The organism is Psychromonas sp. KJ10-5, from assembly GCF_055808325.1.
In genome coordinates, this window is sequence record NZ_CM147864.1 from 3,690,218 (window position 1) to 3,712,900 (window position 22,683).

General features: G+C 37.9%; 20 protein-coding genes. 13 read left to right on the forward strand and 7 right to left on the reverse strand.

Annotation, left to right across the window (positions count from 1 at the left end):
- Positions 1-9 precede the first annotated feature (9 nt).
- On the reverse strand, positions 10-1,236 hold the full coding sequence (gene glgC / locus AC0L3W_RS16220; RefSeq protein WP_409440043.1) for a glucose-1-phosphate adenylyltransferase: 1,227 nt from the start codon (positions 1,234-1,236) through the stop codon (positions 10-12).
- Positions 1,237-1,517: 281 nt separating this feature from the next.
- Positions 1,518-2,567: a 16S rRNA (guanine(1207)-N(2))-methyltransferase RsmC gene (gene rsmC / locus AC0L3W_RS16225; protein WP_409440042.1), complete on the reverse strand. Its 1,050-nt coding sequence runs from the start codon at positions 2,565-2,567 to the stop codon at positions 1,518-1,520.
- A gap of 150 nt (positions 2,568-2,717) precedes the next feature.
- Here rsmC and AC0L3W_RS16230 point away from each other — a divergent pair, with 150 nt between their 5' ends.
- On the forward strand, positions 2,718-4,643 hold the full coding sequence (locus tag AC0L3W_RS16230; protein ID WP_409440041.1) for an EAL domain-containing protein: 1,926 nt from the start codon (positions 2,718-2,720) through the stop codon (positions 4,641-4,643).
- A gap of 39 nt (positions 4,644-4,682) precedes the next feature.
- On the opposite strand, the gene AC0L3W_RS16235 is transcribed toward AC0L3W_RS16230, so the two are convergent.
- Complete coding sequence (locus tag AC0L3W_RS16235) at positions 4,683-5,624, reverse strand: 1-aminocyclopropane-1-carboxylate deaminase/D-cysteine desulfhydrase (protein ID WP_409440040.1); 942 nt, start codon at positions 5,622-5,624, stop codon at positions 4,683-4,685.
- 376 nt (positions 5,625-6,000) lie between these two features.
- Here AC0L3W_RS16235 and AC0L3W_RS16240 point away from each other — a divergent pair, with 376 nt between their 5' ends.
- From AC0L3W_RS16240 to AC0L3W_RS16255, 4 genes are all read left to right on the forward strand, one after another.
- Entirely contained in the window at positions 6,001-7,071 is a 1,071-nt protein-coding gene (locus AC0L3W_RS16240; protein ID WP_409440039.1) for a TRAP transporter substrate-binding protein, read from the forward strand.
- 86 nt (positions 7,072-7,157) lie between these two features.
- Positions 7,158-7,661, forward strand: a complete 504-nt coding sequence (locus AC0L3W_RS16245) for a TRAP transporter small permease subunit (protein WP_290038931.1) — start codon at positions 7,158-7,160, stop codon at positions 7,659-7,661.
- A gap of 11 nt (positions 7,662-7,672) precedes the next feature.
- Positions 7,673-8,965 carry a TRAP transporter large permease gene (locus AC0L3W_RS16250; protein WP_409440038.1) on the forward strand — a complete coding sequence of 431 codons (1,293 nt, stop codon included), beginning with the start codon at positions 7,673-7,675 and terminating at the stop codon, positions 8,963-8,965.
- Between the two features lie 182 nt (positions 8,966-9,147).
- Positions 9,148-10,980 (forward strand): monovalent cation:proton antiporter-2 (CPA2) family protein, encoded by a 1,833-nt coding sequence (locus AC0L3W_RS16255; protein WP_290038933.1) that lies wholly within the window; start codon positions 9,148-9,150, stop codon positions 10,978-10,980.
- 64 nt (positions 10,981-11,044) lie between these two features.
- Here the strand turns inward: AC0L3W_RS16255 and lipA are convergent, their stop codons facing one another.
- The 4 genes from lipA to AC0L3W_RS16275 form a co-directional block, all read right to left on the reverse strand.
- Entirely contained in the window at positions 11,045-12,013 is a 969-nt protein-coding gene (gene lipA, locus AC0L3W_RS16260; protein ID WP_290038934.1) for a lipoyl synthase, read from the reverse strand.
- Positions 12,003-12,656 carry a lipoyl(octanoyl) transferase LipB gene (gene lipB, locus AC0L3W_RS16265; RefSeq protein WP_290038935.1) on the reverse strand — a complete coding sequence of 218 codons (654 nt, stop codon included), beginning with the start codon at positions 12,654-12,656 and terminating at the stop codon, positions 12,003-12,005. Before lipB ends, lipA begins: the two co-directional genes overlap by 11 nt.
- 9 nt (positions 12,657-12,665) lie before the next feature.
- A complete protein-coding gene (ybeD, locus tag AC0L3W_RS16270) occupies positions 12,666-12,935 on the reverse strand; it encodes a DUF493 family protein YbeD (RefSeq protein WP_290038936.1) in 270 nt (89 codons plus the stop codon).
- Positions 12,936-13,042: 107 nt separating this feature from the next.
- A complete protein-coding gene (locus AC0L3W_RS16275; protein ID WP_290038937.1) occupies positions 13,043-14,200 on the reverse strand; it encodes a D-alanyl-D-alanine carboxypeptidase family protein in 1,158 nt (385 codons plus the stop codon).
- A 437-nt stretch (positions 14,201-14,637) separates the two neighbouring features.
- On the opposite strand from AC0L3W_RS16275, the gene AC0L3W_RS16280 reads away from it, so the two are divergent.
- The 8 genes from AC0L3W_RS16280 (at position 14,638) to fliI (ending at position 22,676) form a co-directional block, all read left to right on the forward strand.
- Positions 14,638-14,976, forward strand: coding sequence for a P-II family nitrogen regulator (locus AC0L3W_RS16280; protein WP_290039113.1), 339 nt, complete (start codon positions 14,638-14,640; stop codon positions 14,974-14,976).
- A 33-nt stretch (positions 14,977-15,009) separates the two neighbouring features.
- Positions 15,010-16,227: an ammonium transporter gene (locus tag AC0L3W_RS16285; RefSeq protein ID WP_290038938.1), complete on the forward strand. Its 1,218-nt coding sequence runs from the start codon at positions 15,010-15,012 to the stop codon at positions 16,225-16,227.
- A 193-nt stretch (positions 16,228-16,420) separates the two neighbouring features.
- Positions 16,421-16,999 carry a hypothetical protein gene (locus tag AC0L3W_RS16290; protein WP_290038939.1) on the forward strand — a complete coding sequence of 193 codons (579 nt, stop codon included), beginning with the start codon at positions 16,421-16,423 and terminating at the stop codon, positions 16,997-16,999.
- Positions 17,000-17,198: 199 nt separating this feature from the next.
- Positions 17,199-17,525, forward strand: a complete 327-nt coding sequence (gene fliE / locus AC0L3W_RS16295; protein WP_290038940.1) for a flagellar hook-basal body complex protein FliE — start codon at positions 17,199-17,201, stop codon at positions 17,523-17,525.
- Between the two features lie 41 nt (positions 17,526-17,566).
- On the forward strand, positions 17,567-19,276 hold the full coding sequence (gene fliF / locus AC0L3W_RS16300) for a flagellar basal-body MS-ring/collar protein FliF (RefSeq protein ID WP_290038941.1): 1,710 nt from the start codon (positions 17,567-17,569) through the stop codon (positions 19,274-19,276).
- Positions 19,269-20,318, forward strand: a complete 1,050-nt coding sequence (gene fliG / locus AC0L3W_RS16305; RefSeq protein WP_290038942.1) for a flagellar motor switch protein FliG — start codon at positions 19,269-19,271, stop codon at positions 20,316-20,318. The genes fliF and fliG overlap by 8 nt, the downstream gene beginning before the upstream one ends.
- Before the next feature lie 44 nt (positions 20,319-20,362).
- The gene (fliH, locus tag AC0L3W_RS16310) at positions 20,363-21,352 is read left to right on the forward strand and encodes a flagellar assembly protein FliH (RefSeq protein WP_290038943.1); all 990 of its coding nucleotides are present in this window, start codon (positions 20,363-20,365) and stop codon (positions 21,350-21,352) included.
- Complete coding sequence (gene fliI, locus AC0L3W_RS16315) at positions 21,345-22,676, forward strand: flagellar protein export ATPase FliI (protein WP_409440037.1); 1,332 nt, start codon at positions 21,345-21,347, stop codon at positions 22,674-22,676. The genes fliH and fliI overlap by 8 nt, the downstream gene beginning before the upstream one ends.
- Positions 22,677-22,683: the final 7 nt, after the last annotated feature.

Consider the following 22,683-nt stretch of genomic DNA (forward strand, 5'->3'; position numbering starts at 1 on the left):
GATTAACGCTTACGCAAAGCCTATGCGACTGCCTTTGCCGATTACTACAATACCTTTTTCAGAAACAGTGAACTGTTTACGATCTTCATCTAAATTTTCACCAATTACCGTATAGGGGGCGACTTCGACATTTTTATCTAAGATAACGTTGGTTAGGCGAGCGCCTTTACCTATTTTGGCATTGCCTAAAAATACACACCCTTTGATTTTTACGTCTCTGCATAAATGACTTCTAAAACCAAGAATAGAGTTTTCTATTTCAGCCCCATTAATATAAGAGCCAGCCCCAATATGAGATTTAAATACACTGCTTTCCGATTCATCTTGGTCTCGGAAAGTGGCTGGAGGTAATGGTGGGTGATAGGTATGTAATGGCCAGTTTTTATTATATAAAGAGATTGGCTGATCATCATTTAATAGATCCATATGCGCTTCCCAGTATGAATCAATTGTACCTACATCTCGCCAATAAGCGTTTTCTGGCTCGCCTGGAATTTGATTATCGTTAAAGTTATAAACAAAGACTTTACCCTGTGGGAATAATTTAGGGATAATATCTTTACCAAAGTCATGGCTAGAGTTTTCATCGAAGGCGTCTTTTTCTAATTCACTGAGCAGCACATCCGTTTTAAAAATATAATTACCCATAGAAGCTAAAACATGGTCGGGATCTCCAGGAATAGTTTTGGCTTTTTCATTAGATGGCTTTTCTTCAAAACCTATCATATGCCCAGCATCATCTATCTCAATAATACCAAAATGATGGGCTTGACTCTTTTGTACTCGTATCGCTGCTACTGTTAACTCTCCACCCGTTTTTTGGTGGTAATCAACCATCTGCTGTACATCCATTTTATAAATATGATCACTACCGAAGATACATACGTGATGAGCCTTACTCTTTTCAATAAAACGATAGTTTTGATAAATGGCATCCGCGGTACCTGAATACCAGTTTTTATTGACTCGTTGTTGCGCAGGGATTGCTTCGATAAAACGATCTGATATACCTGATAATCGCCATGCGCGGCGGAGGTGAATATTAAGAGACTGAGATTTAAATTGGGTCAGTACATAGATTTTCATTAAGTCAGCATTAACGAAGTTATTTAATGCAAAATCAACTAATCTATAATTTCCGCCAAAAGGAACGGCGGGTTTACTTCGATTCTGAGTTAATGGAAAAAGCCGAGAGCCTTCACCCCCAGCAAGTATCATAGCCAAAATATCAGCCATAGAACCTCCACATATCTAAATTTTAAAAAACTATGTCTCTATCAAGCCTACTAATAATGCGCTCTATTTAATGATGGATCAGCTGGTCGTTTTTGAACTTAGAGTTATTAAGGAAAATTCTGTCTACATCAACTGATACTGCAGTTAAATCATTTGTCTTCTAATCATTAAGAGCACACCTTTAATACAATCGATATTGGAATTACATAGCGCCTGTTTATTAATCTATTTAACTTTTGATACTAACAACAAAACACTAAGGTAACAGAGTTACATGATAATTATTTGAGGCAACTCAATACTTTAAATTTATTATTTTGAGCATCTTCACTAAATGTATTGTAAGCCTGTATTAAAAGTGGCTCATAGCGTAGGAATTTATTCGCGACTATCGTTAGCCTGCCTTTTTTCTTTAAAAACTTAGCGGATTCATTGATAAAACTTTCTGCCGCGTCATAGTTAGTCTTTTGACCTGAATGAAAAGGAGGATTGGAAAGCAGTAAATCGTATTCTGTTGTCACTTTTGAAAAGACATCTGATGCAAATACATTAGCTTGTAAGTTATTCTCGGCTAATGTCAATTTAGCGCTAGCTAAAGCATAAACGTTTACATCAATTAAATCTAATGCTAATTGAGGATGTTTTTTGAGTAGGTAACAAGATAGCACGCCAGCTCCACAGCCAAAGTCTAATCCTTTTCCGTGTAATTCATCTGGTAAATTATTTAATAATAATTCACTCCCTTTATCTAGTTCTCCAAAACTAAATACGCCTGGTAAAGAACGAATTGTTAGGCTTACATCATTAACCTTAAGTTGATAGTCTTTGATCCATTGCTGCTGATTAAATACGGCAACAGGCTTGCTTAGTTCTGCATAAATAATGCTACAATGTCGTGCAGAATCAATAGGGTTACTATATTCTGAGTAGGGTTTTAGTAGGCTGGCAACGCTTTTAATACCACATTTTTTTTCACCAACCAGCACAATACCTGCATTCTCTTTTAAATGAGGTGTTAAGTTTGCCAGTAAGTATTCAATTTCTGTTTTGGCTTTGGGAATGTAGATTAATAGTAAGTCAAATTTCTGTTGCTCTTCATTACCTTGGTAATCGGCAGTAAAGTGGACATCTGAATTGGTTAATTGATCTTTTAATTGCTCATAATAACGGTAATCATTAAAACAAAAAGTGCTTGATGATGCTATTGTTTGTAAGTGGATAGGGTAGTGGTCATCAATATTGCCTGCAACTAATATTGATTTATCAGTGAATAAAGATTCGTTACGCTGTAAAACTTGGCTTGGATTTGAAAAGGTCGAGTGAAGTGCCATGAAAATTTCCTATTACAGCTTATTATTAGAAGCCTAAATGATGATGAAAATGCCATTATACCAATGGAAGTGGATACTTGGCTCGGTATTATATTGTTATTTTAACTATTACTCACCTTTACCTTTAAAATAGTTTGTCACAGGGATGTTATGAAATTCACTAATAAATTTACGTTTATTACTAGTGCGATTGTATTGACGTGTATTAGCTTGGTCTTAGTCGGAGGCTTGGTTAGTTTACGCTCACTTTCATTAAAATATCATCAGCAAAGAATCGATAGTATTATCGAGGTGATTGAAAAGCAGTTAGATAAGCAAACCACTGAGACTCAGTTTGATCACTGGTTGCCGGATCTGCTTGATGCATCTGGAATTGTACGTTTAGAGGTTAAACGTGATGATGTCACTGTCTATCAAAATTACTTTGAAAGCCGTGAATATTACCCAATGCGGTTATTACTTAGTTACTCTTATACGTTAGAGAGGTATCCCAACGTACATTTAATTTTACACACTCGTCAGCCTTTTTCAGAGCTACAGTTTACCTTTTGGCCGTTGATTGGTGTTGGGACTGCGATATTGTTGTCTTTGAGTTTATTATATTTTGCATTACGTTGGATTAAGCGTTCTTTCTATGGGGCTGAGTTATTAGAGCGACGAGCACGTTACTTGTTGCAAAATAATCCAACGGCTCGCTTCGCTCAAAAAGGTGAATGGCCTAAAGCAGCCAGCAAAGCTTTAGATGTGTTATCAGAAAGATTAGAAAATAGCCGTAAAGAGCGCAGCGTATTTGATATTCATATTCGTGGAAAAGCTTTTTTAGATGAAGCAACGGGGATAGGTAATCGCCTAGCATTTGATAATCGACTCGATACCGTTGTAATGGATGAAAGCTTTGCGTCAAGCAGTTTGATTTTAGTTAGTTTAACTGAATTAAGTACCCTGAAATATCGTTTTGGTAGTGCAGAAAGTGAAAAAATAATCTCGCAAATGGTCGATTTATTAAATCATTTTTGTCGCCGTTTTGATGACAGTTTTTATGGTAGAGCAAATAAGTCTGAGTTTGTTATCTTGTTGCCGCAGATGGACTACGATGAGACCAAAGTCGTGGCCAAACAACTCACCCGTTCTTTATTTCAATTACAATTACCTGATCCAGAGATGATTGAAAACTTCTTCCATGTTGGAGTGGTTAACTTTCCTTATGGTAGTAAAACGGATCTCATTATTGATGATGTTAATCGTGCAGTGTTAGTTGCAGAACATCAGAAGGTGAGTGGTTGGCATATATCGGAAGAGAACCTCAAGCATACTGTTATTGCTAAAGGAACGGTGCGTTGGCGTACTTTATTAACAGACGTGCTGGAGAAAAAATCACTATTGTTATATCAGCAGCACGTTATGGAGCGTGATGCTGTCGGGATCGTTTATACTGAATTATGGCCGCGTATCCTGGGTGATGAGCAAGAAGTTATTTCTGCTGGCACATTTATGCCGATGGCTGAAAAGTGTGGGCTACAAGCGCAGATAGATAGACAAATGTTAGAGAAGGTCTTAGCGTTATTGGTACAAAGAGGGGAATCCTCTAAAGCGATTTCAGTCAATGTTTGCTCGCATTTATTAATGAATAAAGAAAACTATAAGTGGTTTTTATTCGAGCTTATGCAAAAATCTAAAAAGTTGCGTAATAATTTAGTGATTGAAATTTCAGAGCATTTGGTTGATAAATATTATTATCCTTTACGAACTGCAGTTGTTCCCTTGCAAAAAATAGGTTGTCAGATAGCAATTGATAATGTGGGTAAATACGTTATTAATACCCAGTATATTTTGGATTTTAATATCGATTATTTAAAACTTCATAGTAGTTTAGTGAGAGATATTCATCTCAGAAGCACCAATCAAGTGGCGGTTCAAAGTCTGCTGGCCAGTTGTTTAAATAGTGATGCAAAAGTGATTGCAGTCGGTATTGAAAGCCAGCAAGAATGGAAGTGCTTACTTCGCTTAGGTGTCTATGCAGGCCAAGGCGGGTTATTTACTTCTCCTAAGCGGATGCGTGCCATAGACATTAGTTAAATGTTGTCGTGCTAATAAACTAAATCCATTGTTATAAATTTAAAATTTTTTAAGCAACTTTAACCCTGCTAAGCCTTGCAACCCTCCTGTGTGTAAGGCGACTATATTTGTTTCTCTTGCAAAATAGTCTTGTTCAATTAATTGCCACAACGCGTAAAACATTTTTCCTGTGTATATAGGCTCTATGGGTATTTGAGTCTCATTACTAAATTGGTGGCAAAAATCAGCTAACGGTTTGGAGATTTTACCGTATCCTCCCTCATGATTTTCAGTATGTAAGTGCCAACTAACTTCATGTTCTGATTTAGCCCATTGTTTTACATTATGTTGTAGATACAGTGCGTTTTTTAATACGGCAATACCATGTACTTGTGTTGTAGGGCTATATTTGGCTGCTCCACTGATTAATCCTGCCAACGTCCCTCCGCTGCCTGTTGCCGTAAATATATGGTCAATAGCAGTAGGATGTTGGTCGGCCAATTCAATTATGATCTCTTCGACACCTGGAACAGCAAAAGCATTACTGCCTCCTTCTGGAATCAGGTAAGCCTCTGGGTATTGCAGTTGTAATTTTAATAAGTATTCAGTCTGTTCTTTTAAACGATAAGTTTGTCGATTAACAAATTGTAATGTCATTCCCCATTGTTGAGCCTGAGATAAGGTAGGATTCGCTGCATAGTGAGCTTCACCTCTGATAATACCTGTTGCTTGAAACTTGAAGTGGTGGCAGGCAGCAGCTAATGCATGGATATGGTTAGAAAACGCACCACCAAAACTGAGTAGGTGTGTTTTTTGTTGTGCTTCAGCTTGTAGCAAATTGTATTTTAACTTTCGCCATTTATTTCCCGCTATCTCTGGATGTAATAAGTCATCTCGTTTAATTGACAAGTGGATTGCTTTTTCTGTTAACAAAGGATGGGTAATGGCTTGTAAAGGGCTTGAGTTAATCTGCTGATATAAAATGCTGTCGGTAATACTCATTGATTTCTATGCCCTTTAAAATTGTAATGCAACGAATGTTAAATGTTTTATTACTCACTGTTAAGTGATTGCTAAACCTACATTTTTTACTATGTAAGAGACAGAGTTTAAATAAGCGCACTTGGATCGGAGAATGTACTTTTTTAAATTGCTCTTTTATTGCGCGAGCACTGCTTTTTCTTAAAAAAAACAAGCCCCCTGTGATATATGCATCAAATTGACGATTAAACAGATTCATATCTGTTGTGATAGTGGCAGTCTGTTAACAAGCTCATAACACTTTACGTGATATGAGCAAGTGAAAAAGAGTCTTTTCTTAGTTTCACTTTATTGTTTTAAAACAAGACGTTTAACCTAATTTTACATGGAGTTTAACATGCTGAAGTCTTTATATAAAAAAACCTTAGTAGCCGCAGTTGTGATGGTCACAAGTGTGAATTTGTTTGCAGCAGATAAAGTTTATCGTTTGAAGCTCGCTGAATCATGGGGGCCTAATTTTCCCGTTTTTGGTGACTCAGTTAAAAATATGGTGAAGATGGCAGAAGAGATGTCAAATGGCCGTTTAAAAATCCGTGTCGATTCAGCAAATAAGCATAAGTCTGCCTTTGGTGTCTTTGATATGGTAAAAAGTGGCCAATATGATATGGGGCATTCAGCAAGTTATTATTATAAAGGCAAAGTACCTAATACCCTGTATTTTACAACTATGCCTTTTGGGATGACGGCTATGGAGCAATACGCCTGGTTCCAATATGGAGGTGGTCAGGAACTGATGGATGAAGTTTATGCCGATCATAATTTAGTTGCCTTCCCTGGTGGTAATACAGGCGTGCAAATGGGTGGTTGGTTCCGTAAAGAGATCAATAATCTCGATGATTTGAAAAACCTGAAAATGCGTATTCCTGGTTTTGCTGGTGAAGTCTTAGCAAAATTAGGTGCAACACCGGTAAATATACCGCCAGGTGAGTTATACACAGCGTTAGAGCGTAACACGATTGATGCATTAGAATGGGTGGGTCCTTCGTTAGATCTGCGTATGGGCTTCCATAAAATAGCTCCTTTTTACTACATGGGATGGCATGAGCCAGCTACAGAATTAATGTTTATCATTAATAAAAAGAAATTAGACTCATTACCAGCTGATCTACAAGCTATCTTAAAAGTGGCTATGCACAAAGCCTCTTACGATATGTATGTTCAATCCTACGCATCAAGTGCTGAAAACTGGGCAGAAATGACTTCAGAGTTCCCTGATATTAAAGTGAAAACTTTCCCACCTGAAGTATTAGCTGCAATGAAAAAAGCCAACGATGAAATTCTTGCTGAAAAAGCGGCAAGTGATGAAATGGCCGCTAAAATCATTAAATCTCAACAAGATTACTTGAAATTAGTACGAGTATGGACTGATATTTCAGAGTTTGGTTACATTCAAAGTACTAAAGAATAACTGCTTGATTATTAAAAGCGACACTATGGATTGTGTCGCTTTTAATTGTTGCTTATCCACTCTTTATCTATAAGGAATATTATTAGATGGAAAGTCTGCAAAATGTATTTGATCGCTTTTCTGACATCGTTGGAAAAATTGCAGCCACATTAATGATTTTATTATTGGTTAATGTTTTTTACGATGTGGTGGCACGTTACTTTTTTAAATCCAGTTCAATTGGTTTACAAGAATTAGAATGGCACTTATTTGCTTCAATGTTTTTATTAGGCATTGCTTATACCTTAAAAGAAGAGGGGCATGTACGTGTTGATATTATTTATGAAAGATTAAGTGTGAAAGGAAAGGCATGGATTAACTGTTTAGGTTGTTTATTCTTCTTACTTCCTTTTTGTGTTCTGATCATATGGTACGGCTACAGTTTCGCTTTAGAGTCCTACAATCTACAAGAAACCAGTGGTGATCCGGGTGGTTTATCTCATCGTTGGATCATTAAATCAATGATTCCTTTTTCTGCATTCGCGTTAGCATTAAGTGCCTTTGGCGTACTTATAAAAAGTTTACGCAACATAACTAACCACAACATTTAAAGGGAATTTTTATGATTGGCATTATTATGTTTGGAGTCGCTTTATTGCTGCTATTAACGGGTTTTCCTGTGGCTTTTGTGTTTGCAGGTGTTGCCCTGATCTTTGGCATTTTTGCGGAAGGAGTAGAGTTATTCGCTTTCATGCCTTATCGCATTATGAGTATCATGGAAAACTCAATCATGATGGCTGTCCCTATGTTTATCTTCATGGGGAATATTTTACAAAAAACTAAATTAGCAGAGCAGTTGTTAGAAGCAATGGGGCAATTGTTTGGGCGTGTGCGAGGTGGTGTTGCTGTTTCAACCATCTTGGTGGGCTGCTTGTTAGCGGCATCAACGGGTGTTGTTGGGGCCTCTGTTGTGGCAATGGGAGTTATTTCTTTACCTGTTATGTTGAAGTATAACTATGACAAAAAACTAGCCACTGGTGTTATTTGTGCTTCTGGGACATTAGGTCAAATTATTCCTCCTTCAATTATTCTTATTATACTTGGGGATGTAATGGGGGTACCTGTAGGAGATCTATTTAGAGCTGCAATATTCCCTGGAGCAATCTTAGTTGCTGCATTTATTTTATACGTTTTAATTTACGCTTATTTTAAACCTGAATCTGCACCTGCTTTACCTGAGTCAGCGTTGTCTGGAACAGGTGGATTAACGCCTTATTGGATAGCTTTTAAGGCAATTGCACCACCATTAACGCTTATTTTTGCTGTGTTAGGATCTATTTTCTATGGAGTTGCAACACCGACCGAGTCTTCTGCTATTGGTGGGGTGGGAGCAATTCTATTAGCTATGCTATATAGGCAATGCTCTTGGAAAGTTATTTGGGAGTCTTCAATTGAAACTCTTAAAGTAACTTCTATGGTATTTGCTATCTTTATTGGAGCGACTGCGTTCTCGATGGTGTTTTCCTACACTGGTGGCGAAGAGATCATTGAAGAGATCATGTTCAGTTTACCAGGTGAGAAATGGGGCTTTTTAATCATTTCAATGCTGGTTATTTTGGTATTAGGATTCTTTATCGACTTTGTTGAGATATCATTTATTGTGGTTCCTATGTTGTATCCAATTGCAGAAATGATGGGGATTGATTTAACTTGGTTTGCAATATTAATTGCGATGAATTTACAAACCTCCTTTTTAACACCTCCCTTTGGTTTCAGTCTATTTTACCTAAAAGGTGTTGCCCCGCCACAGGTGAAAACCATGGATATCTATAAAGGGGTTGTTCCCTTTATCGGTTTACAGTTATTAGTCTTAGCTTCAATCGTTATATTTCCAGGGTTTTATGGTTTTGAATAATTAATCATTATTAGTTTATGCATATTACTTTAAAGCCTCTTAGATAGAGGCTTTTGTGTATTTAGCAGAAAATTTAAGATTGCAGCTAAATTGAAAATAAGGGATATTTGTTAGGGCTTATCCATTAAACTAATAACCATTATGCTTCATTCTATTTATTTTATTATCACTTAAGGACCCTAATGCTAGAAATTGTTGTCATTTACCTTGCTGCAGCACTTGCTGCTGTTCCTATTGCTAAGCGCCTTGGGTTAGGCTCTGTTTTAGGCTATTTGTTAGCCGGCATTTTAATCGGACCATTTGCACTTGGCTTAGTGGGAGACCAATCTGAGGTGCTGCATTTTGCAGAGTTTGGCGTGGTTATGATGTTATTTTTAATTGGCTTAGAGTTACAACCTAGTCGTTTATGGAAATTGCGTCATTCAATAGTGCTACAAGGTGGTTTACAAGTTGGGTTAAGCACCTTATTAATTTGGGGGGCTTGTTACTTATTATTTGATATGCATTGGCAAACTACATTAGCCTTAGGTTTAATGTTAGCTCTATCATCAACGGCAATCGTATTACAAACGCTAACGGAAAAAGGTTGGATCAAGCAACCAGCAGGGCAAAATACCTTCTCTATTTTACTCTTTCAAGACATTGCAGTGATCCCTATTTTAGCATTGTTGCCATTATTGGCTTTTAGTGATTCAGGCTCTGATATTGAAAGTCATGGTAGTTTGATCGAAGACTTTCCTGCATGGGGGCAGGTAGGTATTTCATTGTTAGTGATCAGTGGTATCTACTTTATTGGTAAATACGTTTCAACGCCTTTGTTCCGTTATATTGCTGATACACGCCTAAGGGAGATCTTTACTGTCTTTACGCTGTTTTTGGTTGTTTCTATTGCATTGATCATGCAAAAGATAGGTCTATCACCGGCATTAGGCACTTTCTTAGCTGGTGTTGTCTTAGCGGAAAGTGAATTCAGGCATGAGTTAGAAACCGATATCGAACCTTTCAAAGGTTTGTTACTGGGCTTATTCTTTATTGCAGTTGGTGCATCCATTGATTTTCAACTGTTATCCGAGCAGTTCCTATTAATCATGGGATTAGTTATTGGCTTAATTGTTCTCAAGGGCCTGGTCTTATATGGGATTGCGCTACTCTTTAAACTTAAGTCTAAGCAGAAAATACTATTTTCATTAGCCTTAGCGCAGGGTGGAGAATTTGCCTTTGTATTGATTTCATTAACCGGTACCTTGAATATACTGACTGCTGAAGAGTCTAAAATTACTACCTTAGTAGTGGCCATTTCTATGTTATTTGCGCCAGTATTATTAATGATATATGAACACCTGTTATTAAAAGATAAGTACACAGCTGCCTATGATGACCCTGAACATTTAGAGTCTACTGACCATGTGATTATCGTGGGTTATGGACGTTTTGGACAAGTGGTAGGGCGTTTATTAACCGCACAGGGCTATCACCTTTCTATTTTAGATCACAGCCCTGCACAGATTGATTTAGTACGTCGTTTTGGTATTAAAGTGTTTTACGGTGATGCTGCTCGCGGTGACTTATTAAAGTCTGCGGGTGCTGATGAAGCGAAGTTATTAGTGATTGCAGTGGATGAAGCTGAAAAGTCTTTACAGATAATCGACATAGCGCAAAAGTACTTTCCTAACTTAAAAATAGTGGTGCGTGCTATTGATAGGACACATGCTTATCGTATTCTTCAAAAAGGCGTACATACCTTCAGACGAGAAAGTTTCGATTCTGCAGTGAATTTAGGTGTAGATGCACTGAAGTTATTGGGTGAATCACCTTCATTTGCAGAAAAAGCGGGTGATCTATTTAAAAAGTACGATGAAAGTGCCTTAGAGGAGTTAGCTGATGTTTGGGGCGACGATAAACATTACGGCGCGGCAGTACGTCAACACTTAGCTGATTTAAAACAAGTCTTAGATAACGATAAGTTACAAAACCAACAACAAGCTGAACAGCAAGAGAAAAGCGACCAAGAATAAATATAAAATATCCACAAAAAAGCCAGCTTGAAAGCTGGCTTTTTTGGCGAGTCATAAAGTAAGTTTATTTAACTTCTTTACCTGAAGCTTGTAAATCAGCATGGTATGAAGAACGCACTAATGGACCACAAGCTGCATGTTCAAAACCAACCGACTTAGCCATTTCACCTAGAGCATCAAACTCTGCTGGTGGAACGTAACGCTCTACCGCAAGATGTTGTAAGCTAGGTTGTAAATATTGGCCAAGTGTCAGCATTGTTACGCCATGATCTGCAAGATCTCGAATGACTGTTTCTATTTGTTCGTTACTTTCACCTAACCCCATCATAACACCAGATTTAGTCGGTACCGTAGGGTGTTGTTCTTTAAATTTTTTCAGCAGTTGTAATGACCATTTATAGTCAGCGCCTGGACGAACCTGCTTGTATAAATGCGGTGCTGTTTCTAAGTTATGGTTAAATACATCTGGTACATCTTTTTCAAAACACGCTAATGCTTTATCCATACGACCTTTAAAGTCAGGTACTAAGATTTCAATCTTAATACTTGGATTTAATAAGCGAATTTCTCGGATACAATCTGCAAAATGTTGTGCGCCACCATCACGCAAATCATCACGGTCAACCGAAGTAATTACCACATATTTTAACTTCATGTCTTTGATGGTTTCTGCTAATTTCTTTGGTTCATCTTTATCGACAGCTAAAGGCTTACCATGGCCAACATCACAGAATGGACAACGACGAGTACAGATATCACCTAGAATCATAAAGGTTGCCGTACCGTGGTTAAAACATTCGTTTAAGTTAGGGCATGAAGCTTCTTCACAAACAGAATGTAATTTATTTTTACGTAAGGCCGCTTTAATTTCACTAACACGTGTATTATCCGCTGCTAATTTTATCTTCATCCACGATGGCTTTTTAAGTACCGTGTGTTTATCTGAAGGAATAACTTTAATAGGGATGTGAGACATTTTATCTGCATCGCGCAGTTTGTTGCCCGCAGTTAATTGACTTGGCTTAGTGTTCATTAATAAAACTCTCTATCTGTGTGTAGTGTAAATTTTGATTCAACTTCTCAATCAATAACGGCGATAACTCCGCAACAGAGGCATTAATACCTAAGTCACAACATTGAGTCATCTCTAATCCTGCATAACCACATGGGTTAATTTGTAAAAAAGGCTTGAGATCCATATCTACATTTAAGGCTAAACCGTGAAATGAGCAACCTTTGCGGATCTTTAATCCTAATGAAGCAATTTTTTTACCATCAACATAAACGCCTGGTGCATCTGGCTTTGCAATAGCAGTAACATTATAGTCTGCTAGCAAATCGATAATAGCCTGTTCTATTATACTTACTAAGCTCCGTACGTTGAAGTCTTTACGACGAATGTTAATCAGTAAATAGGCTATTAATTGTCCGGGTGCATGATGGGTTATTTGTCCACCACGGTCACTTTTAACAACAGGAATATCAGAGGTTCTTAATAAGTGCTCTGCTTTACCGGCAAGTCCTTGGGTAAATACCGGAGTATGCTCTACTAACCAAATTTCATCGATCGTATCTTGATCGCGTTGCTCAGTGAAATCACTCATTGCTTGCCAAGTTTCTTGGTAAGGTGTAACCCCTAAGTAGCGAATGATCAATTTGTCTTGAATTGCAGTCATGTTATCGGCTTATAAAATGTAACGTACAAGATCGAGTTTATTCAAAGCAGTATAAATATCTTCAATTTGCTCTTTACTATTCACAATAACAGGAATAGCTAATGAATGATAAGTACCTTTAGAGCTGGGTTTGACTGTCGGTGCGTAATCACCAGGTGCGATTTTTTGAATAACAGATAACACATCTGGGATAAGTTTTGGGTCAGCAAGGCCCATTACTTTGAATGAGAAGTTACATGGAAAGTCGAGTAATTCATCAAATTTAGTATTCAATGCCATGATTGGTTCCTGAGCAAGTTAGATATTGGAAAGTGAGGACTTGCCTCACTTTTAATTATTTGGGTAATTGTTATACCTAAATGTGAACGGTATATATGGGGACTATTTTAACCAAACCAACCAATAAATAATAATTTAATGTAATCGATGATACGGCTGAAAATACCACCTTCTTCAACGGTTTCTAAGGCAATCAAGTCGTAACTTGCTACCGCTTCATCAGCTAATGTGTAGTTAACTTGACCTACTTTGTCACCTTTTTGAATTGGTGCACGTAGCTCGTTATCGATAACGAAATCCGCTTTTAAGTTTTGAGATTGGTTACGTGGTAGCGTTAATGGTGTATCAACTGGAACACCTAAACGAATGTTTGCTTGTGTACCCATCCAAATACGTTCATTAGCTAATTGGTCATTAGCCTTATAAGGAGTGATGGTTTCAAAGAAACGGAAGCCCCAGTTCAATAACTTTTTGCTTTCAACTTTACGTGCTTCATCTGAGCGAGTTCCCATTACAACACTGATTAAACGCATACCATCTTTTGTTGCAGAAGATACTAAGCTATAACCCGCAGCGCTAGTATGACCGGTTTTCATACCATCTACATTTAAGCTTTTATCCCATAATAAACCGTTACGATTATATTGTACGATACCATTGTATTTGAATGATTTTTCGCTATAGATTTTGTATTCATTAGGTACGTCAGTGATGATAGCTTTAGCTAATATCGCCATATCTTTAGCCGTTGTATGATGTCCATCTGCATGTAAACCATGACTGTTTACAAAATGTGTATCATTCATACCTAATTGCGCAGCCCATGAATTCATTAAATCTGCAAAAGCTGATTCACTACCTGCAATATGTTCTGCCATTGCTACACAAGCATCATTTCCAGATTGAATGATGATACCTCTGTTTAAGTCTTCAACTGTTACTTCTTTACCGACTTCGATAAACATCTTTGAAGAATCAGGGAAGTTTTTAGACCAAGCGTTGTTCGAGATAGTTACTTTATCAGTCAACTTTAAGTTACCAGATTTTAACTCTTGTCCGATGATATAGCTGGTCATCATCTTAGTTAAAGAAGCTGGCTCTAATGTTTCTTCACTATTATTTTCAGAAAGGACTTTCCCAGAATCAAAGTCTATTAATAGGTAGCCTTTGGCTGCTATTGATGGAGCTTTAGGAACAATCATTGGAGCGGCTAGCGCGTTAATACTAAGTAAGAAAGTGATAAGCAGTAGGCTTATTTTTTTCATGTTACATACCTTCAAGGTTGTTAAGTCGAAAAATTGTTACGCACTATAGCAGATGAAGCTTTATTTGCTAAGGGCTAAGCAGGTTAGTTGGTTAATTAATTTTTATTTCATGGTCATTTATACCGGAGAGATAAAGGATTAAATGCTCATAAAAGTCACTTTTTTGATGCTCGAAAGTTAGCTTTTATCAACATAAAGGATCATGACAATCAATCATTTACAAAGTTCATTAATTATTTTTGTGACAAATATTTCATCTGATACATATCGGTGCGTTAGCTGGTTTATTGTTGCACTGTTATGGTGCAGAACAAATAAGTAATTAGTGGTGGTTATTTGTTAAGTTGTTGTTATTGTTGGTTTATTTTTTTCTGGCACGTTAGTTGTTAATAGATGACTATGAACAAAACGTTTAATACACCTTAAAGGAATATATGATGAAAATGTTAACCGCAATTATTAAGCCATTTAAATTAGATGAAGTACGCGAAGCTGTAATGGGTATTGGTATCGCTGGTGTCACTGTTTCTGAAGTTAAAGGTTTCGGTCGTCAAAAAGGCCACACAGAATTATATCGTGGTGCTGAATACCAAGTTGATTTCTTACCTAAAGTGAAATTAGAAATTGCGGTTAAAGACGAAGATATTGAACGTTTAGTTGAAGCTATTATTAGCGCAGCTAATACAGGGAAAGTGGGTGATGGTAAGATTTTCATTCAGCCATTAGAGCAAGTTGTTCGTATTCGTACTGGCGAATTCGACGAAGAAGCACTTTAAACCACAAGTTTATATAAGTTAAGGATTACTATTATGGAAACAACAGTTACAGAACTAAGATTTGCGTTGGATACCTTTTATTTTTTAATATCAGGTGTGCTAGTTATGTGGATGGCAGCAGGTTTTGCCATGTTAGAAGCAGGTTTAGTTCGCTCTAAAAATACAACTGAAATTTTAACTAAAAATATCGTGTTATATGCAATCGCATGTACTATGTTCTTATTAGTTGGTTACAACATTATGTATGTTGATAACAGCGCTGGTGGTTGGTTACCTTCTTTTGGCTCTCTTATTGGTTCACCTTCTGAAGGTGCAGATCATTCTTTAGAGTCTGATTTCTTCTTCCAAGTGGTATTTGTTGCAACAGCAATGTCTATCGTATCGGGTGCAGTGGCTGAACGTATGAAGCTATGGGCATTCTTAATCTTCTCAGTATTCCTAACTGGTTTTATCTACCCAATGGAAGGTTACTGGACATGGGGCGGCGGTTTCCTAAGTGAAGCTGGTTTCAGTGATTTCGCTGGTTCAGGTATCGTTCACATGGCTGGTGCTGCAGCAGCGTTAGCAGCGGTAATTTTGCTAGGTGCTCGTCGTGGTAAATACGGTAAAGATGGAAGTGTTCACCCAATTCCAGGTTCAAACATGCCACTTGCTACATTAGGTACATTTATCTTATGGATGGGTTGGTTCGGCTTTAACGGTGGTTCTCAATTACTTCTTTCTGATGCAGAAAACGCAACAGCAGTGGGTCAAATCTTCCTAAATACTAATGCCGCAGCAGCAACTGGTGCTATTGCAGCACTATTAGTAAGTAAATTTAAATGGGGTAAAGCAGATTTAACTATGATTCTAAACGGCGCATTAGCTGGTTTAGTTGCAATCACTGCTGATCCACTATCTCCATCACCATTAGCCTCTGCATTTATCGGTCTAGTTGCTGGTGTAATTGTTGTTTACAGCATTGTAGGTCTAGATAAATTGAAAATTGATGATCCAGTAGGTGCTATCTCTGTACACGGTGTGTGTGGTCTATTTGGTTTATTAATTGTACCAATGTCTAACGACGGTGCATCAGTAATGACTCAGCTTTACGGCGCAGCAGTTATCTTCGGATTTGTATTCATCGCATCATGGGTAGTTTGGTCTATCATCAAAGTAACTATGGGTATCCGTGTTACTGCTGAGCAAGAAGATGCAGGTATGGATATGCACGATTGTGGTGTTGAAGCTTACCCTGAATTTAAAAACTAATAATTAATAAGTTACGCATCATTGATGGTGCAAGTTAACTATTAAAATAATTTAAATCCCCATTTTAATGATTAAAATGGGGATTTTTTTATGTAAATAATTTATAAATAACTTAGACTGTTATGAGAGGATGATTGTTATACCAATGACATTAAGCAGTGGTTGGTATTATTATGTTAATTAAGGAATGATAATGTTGAAAATAAAGTCTCTGTTAAGCCTATCTACCATAGTGTTATTGACTGCCTGCTCTTCAAGTGAACCTGTACAAGAAACTGCTGTAGGCGATATTCCTGGATGGATTTTAAACCCACAGATTGACGATGGGATTGCTGTTTCTGAATGTGTTTTGTGGTCTGGCAATATGTCAATCGATAAGCAGCAAGCTGTTGCAAATGCGCGTACTTCTTTAGCACAACGAATTGAAACGCGTGTTAGTGCAATGGATAAAACATACCGTGATAAAATTGAGGCATCTTCCGGTGTTGAATCTGGTACAACTTTCTCAAGTGTTTCTAAACAAGTGACTCAGCAAACCTTAGTGGGTACTAATCCAATTCAAACGGATATTGTGAATATTGCTGATAAAACTAATTTATGTGTATTAGTCGGTATTGGTCAACAATCAACGCAAGCTATTTTCGAACAATTGATCAGCGCATCTGAGCGAACTGTTAATGCACAACAAAAAGATATTTTGTACCAAGAGTTTAAAGCAGAGCGTGCAGATCTTGCTTTAGATAAAGAGATTGAAAAACTAAACGCTCAATAATTAACTTAATGAACTCATGGCATTAATTTAACTTAATGCCATTGTTCACTATCCATTACCCTCTCTCTGCATTTTTTACTATTTTCCTACATTAGAGGTTATCTTCACCTCACCCTTAATATAAATTAATACCTATTTTTAGTTAATGGCATAGTAATTGCTTTTTACAAGTATCAGTGTCAAAAATAGGCTAATCAATATGAATATTAATGCAGCATCAATGTTTAAAGAGTTACAAACACAAAGTGTCGAAGCAAAAGGTTTGAGTCGTGAATTAAACACCTCTTCAGTTAACCCTGCTCCTGCTGACTTCTCTGCCATGCTGAAACAAGCTATTGATAATGTGAATGGTTTACAGCAAAACACCACTGAATTACGCAATGGTTTCGAAATGGGTGATGAAAATGTCAGTTTATCTGATGTGATGATTGCAGCAAACAAATCAAGTTTAGCCTTTGATGCAACCGTACAGGTGCGCAATAAAATGGTTGAAGCTTATAAAGAAGTTATGAGCATGCCTGTTTAATCAGCTTTTGTTTAAAGTCAATTCGTTAAAAAGGAAGTCCTGTGTCTGATTCAGCAAGCAACGCAAATTTATTGCTAGAAGGGAGTGATAGTGAAGTGGTAACCCCGCAAAAAAGCGCGGTTTCATCATTCTTCTCTAATGTAGATGTATTACGACAAATTAGCATGATTATTGGTTTATTAATTGTGTTAGCGATTGTTGTAATCATTTGGTCGTGGGGCAAGGAAGCTGAATATCGCCCATTAGGTACCTATCAAACAGATGAGTTGATCTCTACATTGGATTTTTTAGATCAACAAAAAATTCCTTATAAACTTGAAGGTAATAACGTCTCTGTTATGTCCGATCAATATCAAAAAGTTAAACTGCTGATGACACGTGCAGGTTTAGCAAATGACGATGCAGACAACGGCGATGATATTTTATTACAAGATATGGGCTTCGGTGTAAGTCAACGTGTTGAAAAAGAAAGGTTAAAGCTAAGTCGTGAGCGTCAATTAGCACTCGCGATTAAAGAAATGAAAAACATTACTAATGCACAGGTCTTATTAGCAATTCCTAAAGAAAGTGTGTTTGCTCGTAAAGAAAGACAAGCAAGTGCTACGGTTGTTGTAACTAGTGCACGTTCTTATGCGTTATCAGCACAGGAAGTGGACTCAATTGTTGATCTCGTTGCATCAGCGGTACAAGGACTTTCACCAAACAACGTTACAGTGACAGATCAAAGAGGCCGTTTATTGCATTCAGGTAGCAGTACAGGCAGTTCTGCTCAAACTAGCAAAGAATTTGCAATGCAACGCGAAAGAGAAGACGAATATAAGTCAAAAATTGATGCTATTCTTATACCTGTATTAGGTATTGCAAATTATACTTCTGAAGTTGATTTGGTGATGGACTTCACCGTCGTAGAGGAAACTAAAAAAACGTTTAACCCTTCTAATCAAGCGATTCGCAGTGAAATGTTGATTGAAGATAAATCATCGTTAGGTGCGGTCATTGGCTCTGTCCCTGGGGCGTTGTCTAATCAACCTCCTGCCAATGGTGCAATTCCTGAAGAGTTAGAAGAAGCTGCAGAAAATGCAAAAGCAGAAAATAATGGTGCGTCTCGGACCGAATCGACACGAAACTATGAAGTTGATACCACCATTACGCATACTAAACATAAAGTGGGTAAGGTAGACAGACTAGCGGTTTCAGTAGCATTAGATTATATCAAGTCAACTAATGAAGCTGGTGAAGTCGTTTATACACCACGAAGTGCGGCAGAAGTAGAAAATATCAAGCAACTATTATTAGGTGGCTTAGGGATCAACGTAGCGCGTGGCGACATTTTGGCGCTGGCATCAGTGAGTTTTAATCGTCCTGAATTACCAGTGGAGCCAGAAAAAGCACTATGGGAAACGGAAAGCTTTCAAGGTTACGTAAGATTTGGTGGAAGCTTATTTGTCATTATTTTGACTTTGTTATTAATTGTTCGTCCAATCATGAAAAAACTATTATACCCAGAGTCACTTGAAAGTGCTGAAGAATACGAGTTAGGCGGAGCAATTGGCTCTGTAGAGAATGATAATCTACAAATGTTATCAGATGATGATAATGAGAGTCTTGAATTTGGGATGAGCAATGGTCAGTTTAAATTACCTGACCTACATAAGGATGAAGATCTGTTAACAGCAGTAAGATCTTTAGTGGCCAACGAGCCTGGTTTATCGGCACAAGTAATTAAAGAGTGGTTAATACAAGATGAGTGAGAATGAAAACAACAAAGAATCAACTAAAGTCGCTACTTATGATGTTACTCAGTTAAGCGGTGTAGAAAAATCAGCATTGTTAATGTTGAGTTTAACACCTGCTGATGCGGCACAAATATTCAGAAATTTAGAGCCAAAACAAGTACAAAAACTAGGTATGAAGATGGCTGCATTAGAAGATTCTTCTCAGGCGAAAGTGAGTAGCGTGCATCGTGCATTCATCGAAGATATTCAAAAATACAGTAACATCGGCTTAGACAGTGAAAACTTTGTTCGTTCATCTTTAATCGAAGCGTTGGGGGAAGACAAGGCTGGAAATTTAGTGGATCAAATTATTTTAGGCAGTGGTTCTAAAGGTCTAGACTCTCTGAAATGGATGGATGCACGTCAGGTTGCAAGTATTATTCAAAATGAGCATCCTCAGATTCAAACCATTGTTTTATCATATTTGGATCCTGAACAATCAGCTGAAATCTTAACGCAATTCCCGGAAAAGGTACGTCTCGACTTAATGATGCGTATTGCAGATTTAGAAGAAGTTCAACCAGCAGCATTGCAAGAATTGAACGAGATCATGGAGAAACAGTTTGCTGGTCAAGCTGGTGCACAAGCTGCGAAAATGGGTGGTGCTAAAGCAGCCGCGAACATTATGAACTACTTAGATACGGCTATCGAAGGTCCATTAATGGATTCTTTACGTGAGTCTGATGAAGATATGAGTCAACAAATTCAAGATCTTATGTTTGTATTTGATAACCTTATCGATGTTGATGACCGTGGTATTCAAACGCTATTACGTGAAGTGCCACCAGAGCAATTACAATTAGCCTTGAAAGGTGCTGATGAATTGCTTAAGAATAAAGTGCTGGCTAATATGTCAAAACGTGCTGCTGAAATGCTTGCTGATGATATCGAAGCGATGGGCCCGATTAGGATCAGCGAAGTTGAAGCTGCGCAAAAAGAGATCCTTAATATTGCTCGTCGATTATCAGATGCAGGTGAATTAATGCTAGGCGGCGGCGGTGGAGATGAGTTCTTATAATCATAAAATAGTAACTCGCACTCGTCGGTTAAAAAGGTAAATGGATGACTTCTAATAACGATAATGATAATGCATTCGAAAAATGGGCAATCCCTGACTTCGAAGAGGATATTTCACTTGGTGAAAATGATACCGATCTATTTGGTCGTCCTGCAAGCTGGTATCAAGATACGCCTGTTGAAGAGAGTGAAACGAAAGAAGAAGGCCCCAAACCATTAACCCTAGAAGATATTGAAGCAATTCGAGCATCCGCTTACGAAGATGGTTTTAATGAGGGAAAGGAAGCGGGTTATAACAAAGGTTTGGAAGAAGGTAAATTGCAAGGCTTAGGCGAAGGTCATAAAGAAGGGCTTGCACAAGGATTACAAGAAGGTCTTACAGAAGGGCAAGTCAAAGTAGATGTACAAACTTTACATTGGCAACAATTAGTTTCACGTCTACATAGGCCATTGGAAAAGTTAGATGAGCATGTTGAATTCCAACTAATCACATTAGCAACAAACCTTGCAGAGCAAATGGTGCGTTGTGAAGTGACGGTGAATCCTCAAGTTGTGTTACAAGCGTTGAAGCAAGGTATTGAAGCGCTTCCTGTCAATGAACAACATATTATTATCAGTTTAAATCCCGAAGACTTAGTTTTTGTACAAGACGCATTTTCTGAAAAAGAATGTGAAAAGCGTGGCTGGGATCTTAGATCTGAACCAACATTATTGCGTGGAGACTGCCAAATTCAAACTCAAACATCGAGTATTGATTACGCTTTTTCAACACGTATTACCCAAGTCTTAAAACATTTTTTAAAAGAAAATTATCAGAATACGCCGGAAGTAAGTAATGATGGTGACTTGAGTAATGAACAGCCTGTAGATTATGAAATGCAAACTGAAGATATGCTAAATAAAGCTGCTGAAGCCGAAGAGGAAGAAAACGAAGCACATATAGACAATGTAGAGCCGTCGATAGAAGACGTTGCTGAAAACCTTATTGAAGAGCCGCAAAAAAATAATAAAACGGCAACTGAAGATAATGAATAGTCTAGCGCAGCGTCTTAACCAGTACCAAGTGGGCGAGTCTATTACTCACCCCGTAGTTGCAGGTAAATTAGTAAGGGTCGTTGGATTAACTTTAGAAGCCGTGGGGTGCAGCGCTGCCGTTGGTAGTATGTGTAAAGTTGAAACCAATGATGGTTATATTGATGCAGAAGTGGTTGGTTTTTCCAGTGACCGCTTATTTTTGATGCCAAGTGAAAGGTTAACAGGAGTGTTACCTGGAGCAAAAGTGATCCCTCAAACAAAAGAGGTGGGTATTCCGGTTGGTATGGAACTGCTTGGCCGAGTACTTGATGGTATGGGCAATCCGATTGATGGAAAGGGCGACGTTAAAACCAATAGAATGAGTGGTTACCAAAATACACGTATCAATCCTCTTTCCCGCAAAGCGATTAAGTCGCCATTAGATACAGGTATTAAAGCGATTAATGCTTTATTAACCGTTGGCCAAGGTCAACGAATGGGCTTGTTTGCAGGCTCTGGCGTTGGTAAAAGTGTGTTATTAGGCATGATGACTCGTGGCACAAATGCTGATGTGGTGGTCGTTGGCTTGATTGGTGAACGTGGTCGTGAAGTTAAAGAGTTTATTGAAGAAATATTAGGCGAAGAAGGTCGATCTAGGGCGGTGGTTATTGCCGCTCCTGCTGATGCATCACCTTTAATGCGTCTAAAAGGCTGTGAAACGGCATTAACTATTGCCGAATACTTTCGTGATCAAGGCTTGAATGTATTATTACTAATGGATTCTTTAACACGTTTTGCACAAGCACAACGTGAGATTGCATTAGCTATTGGTGAACCTCCTGCCACTAAAGGTTATCCACCTTCTGTTTTTGCCAAGCTACCTGCATTAGTTGAGCGAGCTGGTAATGGTAATGACAATCAAGGATCAATTAGTGCTTTTTTCACCGTATTAACTGAGGGTGATGATCTACAAGACCCAATTGCTGATGCGTCTCGCGCCATTTTAGATGGGCATATCGTATTATCTAGAAACCTAGCTGACGCTGGTCATTTTCCTGCCATTGATGTGGCTAAATCAATTAGTCGAGTGATGCCGATGGTCACTTCTGATGAACATCAAACCCTTGCGCGAGTACTAAAACAAGCATATGCACTTTATGAAGAGAACAAAGAGCTGATCACTATAGGGGCTTATTCCCGTGGCAGTGACCCACGTATTGATAAAGCAATTTTAATTAAGCCTAGATTGGATCATTTCTTGCAACAAGGTATGAAAGACAGTATCAGTTACAACGATTGTTTGACACAACTTGCCGTTTTAACGCAGGAGTTTGTGAATAGCTAAAGGATTA

Bases quoted from the DNA above. Each gene is read 5' to 3' on its own strand.
- glgC (WP_409440043.1), bottom strand. From the start codon at position 1,236: ATGGCTGATATTTTGGCTATGATACTTGCTGGGGGTGAAGGCTCTCGG.
- rsmC (WP_409440042.1), bottom strand. From the start codon at position 2,567: ATGGCACTTCACTCGACCTTTTCAAATCCAAGCCAAGTTTTACAGCGT.
- AC0L3W_RS16230 (WP_409440041.1), top strand. From the start codon at position 2,718: ATGAAATTCACTAATAAATTTACGTTTATTACTAGTGCGATTGTATTG.
- AC0L3W_RS16235 (WP_409440040.1), bottom strand. From the start codon at position 5,624: ATGAGTATTACCGACAGCATTTTATATCAGCAGATTAACTCAAGCCCT.
- AC0L3W_RS16240 (WP_409440039.1), top strand. From the start codon at position 6,001: ATGCTGAAGTCTTTATATAAAAAAACCTTAGTAGCCGCAGTTGTGATG.
- AC0L3W_RS16245 (WP_290038931.1), top strand. From the start codon at position 7,158: ATGGAAAGTCTGCAAAATGTATTTGATCGCTTTTCTGACATCGTTGGA.
- AC0L3W_RS16250 (WP_409440038.1), top strand. From the start codon at position 7,673: ATGATTGGCATTATTATGTTTGGAGTCGCTTTATTGCTGCTATTAACG.
- AC0L3W_RS16255 (WP_290038933.1), top strand. From the start codon at position 9,148: ATGCTAGAAATTGTTGTCATTTACCTTGCTGCAGCACTTGCTGCTGTT.
- lipA (WP_290038934.1), bottom strand. From the start codon at position 12,013: ATGAACACTAAGCCAAGTCAATTAACTGCGGGCAACAAACTGCGCGAT.
- lipB (WP_290038935.1), bottom strand. From the start codon at position 12,656: ATGACTGCAATTCAAGACAAATTGATCATTCGCTACTTAGGGGTTACA.
- ybeD (WP_290038936.1), bottom strand. From the start codon at position 12,935: ATGGCATTGAATACTAAATTTGATGAATTACTCGACTTTCCATGTAAC.
- AC0L3W_RS16275 (WP_290038937.1), bottom strand. From the start codon at position 14,200: ATGAAAAAAATAAGCCTACTGCTTATCACTTTCTTACTTAGTATTAAC.
- AC0L3W_RS16280 (WP_290039113.1), top strand. From the start codon at position 14,638: ATGAAAATGTTAACCGCAATTATTAAGCCATTTAAATTAGATGAAGTA.
- AC0L3W_RS16285 (WP_290038938.1), top strand. From the start codon at position 15,010: ATGGAAACAACAGTTACAGAACTAAGATTTGCGTTGGATACCTTTTAT.
- AC0L3W_RS16290 (WP_290038939.1), top strand. From the start codon at position 16,421: ATGTTGAAAATAAAGTCTCTGTTAAGCCTATCTACCATAGTGTTATTG.
- fliE (WP_290038940.1), top strand. From the start codon at position 17,199: ATGAATATTAATGCAGCATCAATGTTTAAAGAGTTACAAACACAAAGT.
- fliG (WP_290038942.1), top strand. From the start codon at position 19,269: ATGAGTGAGAATGAAAACAACAAAGAATCAACTAAAGTCGCTACTTAT.
- fliH (WP_290038943.1), top strand. From the start codon at position 20,363: ATGACTTCTAATAACGATAATGATAATGCATTCGAAAAATGGGCAATC.
- fliI (WP_409440037.1), top strand. From the start codon at position 21,345: ATGAATAGTCTAGCGCAGCGTCTTAACCAGTACCAAGTGGGCGAGTCT.